Here is a 4718-nt window from a genome sequence, read left to right as displayed (position 1 = left end):
GGTCAAGAATTGGCGGAATTGAGGAAGATCGAACAAAGTTTACCCAAAGCATCGTCCAAGTAACTCCTGAATATCAACATGATTCATTTCAGTTCCGGTTTATTGCAGATGGCCGACAGGCAGGTCCATTCGATAGCTGGATTCTTGATTATATCTATTTGAATTATAATAGATCAGAAAATGATTTAAATTATAAGGACAGAAGTCTTACAAAAGTAAATCAAGTCAGTCTGGGAGATTTTGGAGCTTATCCCTATGAATTATTTGAAAATAATCAGAATGAACTTTGGACTACTGTTCAAAACCAATTTTATAATCTGGAAAACAGATTCCGGGCTATGGAATATTCAATCACAGTAAAAGATACTTTAACCAATTCAACTTTTTCAATTAACCAGAATACACCATTTAATCCAGTACCCAACTCTAAGGATAGAAGGGATTTCAACAGTAATGAATTTGACGAAGTACCATTTCCAACAGGAGAATCTACCTTAGAATTTTCTACCTCATTGACCACCGGAGACAATAGATATTTTGAATTAGATGGAAGTGACACCACATTTTTTTCAAGTGTAGACTACAGGTTAAATGATACTGTAAAATCTTATTTCCCCATCCAGAATTTCTTTGCATACGATCATGGATCTGCGGATTATGCAGCAGGCATCAATCAAAAGTCAGGAATGCTAGCTGTTAAATATGATACACCTGAGGAAGTTTACATAGAAGGGATCTCGATTAATTTCACGAATACAAATCAGGCTAATCAAGCCGTAGACATTATCGTATGGAAAGATCTTGAAGAAGGACCTATTTATAGAAGAGAGGATTTGATTCCAGTCAAAGAAGCTGGACAAGAGTTTTTATATTATCCCTTAGACACTAATATTAGAGTCAATGGAGAATTCTATGTAGGTTATGCCCAATTCACGAATGATTTTATTCATGTAGGTTTAGATAAATCGAATGATCAAGGGGATAAATTATTTTATAATGTGGTTGGAGCTTGGGTACAGAATGAAGAAGTCAAAGGATCGATGATGATCCGTCCACATGTTTCTTTATCACAACCATTTGAAGAAAGCATCACCCCTGATGCAAGATTAAAATTTTATCCAAATCCCGTTGAAAAATACCTAAACCTAGATGGGAGTTTTAGCGGGGTAAGAATATTTGACTCTTTTGGAAGAGAGATTTTTCTGCCAAGAGAGAATAGTAAAGAAGGGGAAATCATTAATTTTACAGGACAGCGACCAGGCATTTATGTCATCAATGTGATTTCGGAAGCTGGTTTAAAATCAATAAGAATATTAGTCAGATAAAATCATGGAAGATATTAATGTAGAAGACCTGAAAGCAAGGCTTGACAAAAATGAAAAATTTGTATTTCTAGATGTACGGGAAGAATGGGAATATGAGGATGAAAACTTGGGAGCAATAAATATTCCTTTAGGCGATTTACCTAATAGGCTTGATGAAATCGAAAAATACAAAAACCAGGAAATCGTAGTTCATTGCAGATCTGGTGCAAGAAGCGGAAATGCCAAAAAGTTTTTAGAGTCCAAGGGGTTTACAAAAGTCCGGAATGTCTTAGGTGGAATTATGGCATACAATGAATTATAAACTCCCTTTTGGGAGTTTTTTTATGAAAACAAAAATGGTTTTGGAGAAAAACTGATCAAGAATATCAAAATTGCTATCCAACCTAGAATTTTTCTGGAAGTGCTTAATTCTTTGAATCCGGAAACTTCTGGATGCCTTAACCCCATTACCCTACCTAATAAGAAAGCAAAGAACAACCAACCCTGATATCCTTCCCATTCAGGTTTAAAGAAGGCTATTGTATACTGACTGGCTGCCATACTTAAAATAATGGTCCATATGGTCTGTGTAGACAAGCCAGACTTACTGTAACATAAATAAAGGAAGCCTATGTATAAGGGAATTCTCAAAAGCAAATCGTCAAAAGGAAGATAAGGATTGATAAATCCTAAACCTGCATAGGCAATAAAGCCTGAAAATGCAACCAAAGAAACTGTTTGATGGTGCCTGGGAAAAAGACCAAATATCACATGACCCCCATCCAATTGACCTATTGGTAATAAGTTTAATGCGGTGAAGAACAAAGCTAAATATCCCGCAAAAAGAAATGGATAATGGATTACTTCTGACATAGAGGGCATTCTTTCAGGATCCGCAAAAACTTCACCCAGAGACCAAAAAAGAAAATTGTTTCCCAAATCAAAATCAAGCACATCCTCACCGTACCCTTCAAAATTAGGATCCGCATATTCCGGGTGAACTTGATAGATATAATCTGTAGGGGGTAAATTGGAGAAACCATAAACCAATAAACCTAGTGCAACAACAAATCCGGCCAAAGGTCCTGCAATTCCAATATCAAAGAATTTTTTACGACTATTGACCAAGCCTTTCATCCTAATCACGGCCCCAAATGTTCCAATAGAAGGAACTCCAATAAAACTTAGCCAAACAGGAATAAAAAAGGGCAAGGTACATTTCACTTTATGATACAGAGAAGTGAAAAAATGACCTAATTCATGGATAAGCAATATGCCTATAAAAGGAATTGAAAATGCTGTTGCCTTCCAAAAATCATCCAGGGAAAGAAATTGATCTCCAGAAGCCAATACTGATTTGCCTAAGACCCACTCCCCTCCTGCCAAAGTTGCAGTAATAAGTGTGAGAATAAACAACAGGATATGAACTAAATATTCTTTTTTACTAAACATTTTTCAAATAATCAAAAATCACATGAGGTCCGGTCACATGTACAGCTTGGATCCCTATTGAAGCTGCTCCTTTTACATTTGCTTCCAAATCATCAAAGAATACCACTCGCTCGGGTTTAGCTCCTAACTGATCAAGCATAGATAAATAAATTTCGGGAGAGGGTTTAGATAATCCCATCTCATGACTTAGGAAAACATGATGAAAAAGTGAATCGAAATTTTTCAGTTCAAAATCTTTATGTAACATTTTATAAACAGCTTCAATATGTATCTCATTGGTATTACTCAAAATCCCAAGAGTGTATTTTTCTTTTAATTTGGAAATAAGTTCGATCCTTTCAGGTGGAATATTATTCAAAAGAGAATTCCACAATTCATCAATTTTCTCATTATTCCAGTCTTGTTGGAAAAATTCCCTTACTTCATTTCTAAAAGTGGTAGAATTTATTTCTCCTTTCTCATATTTTTTATGAAAATCAGTTAGGTAAAATTGTTCAGTCTTATCATGATGATTTTCAGGAAGTTCCTTTTTTATTAATTCCAAAGATTTTCTGTAGTCGATATCAACAATTACATTTCCAAGATCAAAAATCAAAAAATCAGCATCAGGAACGTTTTTCATGCACAATTAGTGTTGTTTATATTACTTCAAATATGTAACATTGCACTCCCAAAACCAAGGTTTCAAGCTTTATAGAAGTCAAAAAACAATAGGTAGAAACTTTGGGCCTATAGCTCAGTTGGTTAGAGCACCTGACTCATAATCAGGTGGTCCCTGGTTCGAGCCCAGGTGGGCCCACTAAAACCCCGTTTACTTAATTGTATTCGGGGTTTTGTTTTTTTTAAACATCTTGAAAATAACCTCCAAAACTAGTTACATCTTGTGTTTACTTGAAACCATTAAATAGGTATATGAAATTTACTTAGGTGGTCCCTACCCGCGACAACTGTCGGGGCGAGCCCAGGTGGGCCCACAAGCCATTCGTTAATTCGGATGGCTTTTTTTATGTCTTATTTATAGGTTATAAATTAAACTCTCCTAATTAATCTGAATGACTAAAAATAAGTCGCATTTAAATTCAAAAATAAAAATATCCTACTAATTATTTTCTTGTCTGACGCAAGAAGCGTATAGAAAAAACTACCTTTCATACAAGTTGAAAAGCCTTTTAAAAAAATTTCTAAACTCAATTTTTAGGTTGAGTTAGTTAAAGGCATGTCCGATTTTAAATTTTTCTCTTATTCAGAACTCTTCAACATTCATCTACCATTCTATTTGATCTGGTGGTTAAAATCTCCATCAAATATAAATTTTACAAAATATCAAAAGATAAGCCTTACTTATTTAGAATAGTCTCTCCCAAAAGTAATAAAGTCTTTATGAGCTTAGAACACTTACCAAAACACTTTATTACTTCGCTACAGGCTTAAAAACCCGAATCCAATCCACTTTAAACGTGTGATCTTCAGTCTTCGCCAGTTCGCTATCTGTAGGGGTGTAGGTATCTGATTTTTTGCCCGAAGCCGGCGTAGATCTCCAGGTCTGATCTTCGGTATTGATGATGATGTCCATTTCCTTGCTTAAGCCAGTTCGGGTATCCTTTGCAGTATTTCCTGGATCTTCGCTATTCGTATAAAACTTAGGATCGATCATATCCTTCCCTGTAACTGTCCTAACCAATTTACCATCGATGTAATACTCCAGATGCCAAGGGTCTCGCCAGTAAACTCCGTATCGATGGTATTCTTCCCTCCAAATCGTGCTGCCGTCATAGTACCAGCTTCCGGCGTCGGTTGGCTGATAATCAGCAAAAGGGTTACGGATGAATACGTGATGACTGATGTGAATTCGCTTTTCATACCAAGTATGCGCTGCCCCCGCACTCTCTGAGTACTGTCCTCCATAGGCTTCCACTATATCTATTTCTTGCGTATCATCAGGACTCAGCAACCACACATCGG

General features: G+C 36.1%; 5 protein-coding genes and 1 tRNA gene. 3 read left to right on the top strand and 3 right to left on the bottom strand.

The annotated features are described in order from the left end of the window. Window positions 1-1325: T9SS type A sorting domain-containing protein (locus Q0L68_RS10310; RefSeq protein ID WP_296702581.1), on the top strand; the 1325-nt coding region annotated here is incomplete at its 5' end. Between the two features lie 4 nt (window positions 1326-1329). Continuing rightward, complete coding sequence (locus Q0L68_RS10305) at window positions 1330-1626, top strand: rhodanese-like domain-containing protein (protein WP_296702579.1); 297 nt, start codon at window positions 1330-1332, stop codon at window positions 1624-1626. 20 nt (window positions 1627-1646) lie between these two features. On the opposite strand, the gene Q0L68_RS10300 is transcribed toward Q0L68_RS10305, so the two are convergent. Both Q0L68_RS10300 and Q0L68_RS10295 read right to left on the bottom strand, forming a co-directional pair. Next, window positions 1647-2756: a site-2 protease family protein gene (locus Q0L68_RS10300; protein ID WP_296702578.1), complete on the bottom strand. Its 1110-nt coding sequence runs from the start codon at window positions 2754-2756 to the stop codon at window positions 1647-1649. Beyond that, complete coding sequence (locus Q0L68_RS10295; RefSeq protein ID WP_296702576.1) at window positions 2749-3378, bottom strand: HAD family phosphatase; 630 nt, start codon at window positions 3376-3378, stop codon at window positions 2749-2751. Before Q0L68_RS10295 ends, Q0L68_RS10300 begins: the two co-directional genes overlap by 8 nt. Before the next feature lie 103 nt (window positions 3379-3481). Here Q0L68_RS10295 and Q0L68_RS10290 point away from each other — a divergent pair. Continuing rightward, window positions 3482-3555, top strand: a tRNA-Ile gene (locus Q0L68_RS10290). A 612-nt stretch (window positions 3556-4167) separates the two neighbouring features. Here Q0L68_RS10290 and Q0L68_RS10285 read toward each other — a convergent pair. Continuing rightward, window positions 4168-4718 (bottom strand): family 16 glycosylhydrolase (locus tag Q0L68_RS10285; protein ID WP_296702575.1); only part of this gene is annotated, 551 nt, incomplete at its 5' end.

The organism is Algoriphagus sp. (assembly GCF_024642405.1).
GTDB lineage: Bacteria > Bacteroidota > Bacteroidia > Cytophagales > Cyclobacteriaceae > Algoriphagus.
The sequence above is the reverse complement of the archived record's forward strand: the minus strand, read 5'-3'. Positions and strand labels throughout refer to the sequence as shown.

Excerpts from the sequence above, each read along its gene's own strand:
- Q0L68_RS10305 (WP_296702579.1), top strand. The coding sequence starts at position 1,330 with ATGGAAGATATTAATGTAGAAGACCTGAAAGCAAGGCTTGACAAAAAT.
- Q0L68_RS10300 (WP_296702578.1), bottom strand. The coding sequence starts at position 2,756 with ATGTTTAGTAAAAAAGAATATTTAGTTCATATCCTGTTGTTTATTCTC.
- Q0L68_RS10295 (WP_296702576.1), bottom strand. The coding sequence starts at position 3,378 with ATGAAAAACGTTCCTGATGCTGATTTTTTGATTTTTGATCTTGGAAAT.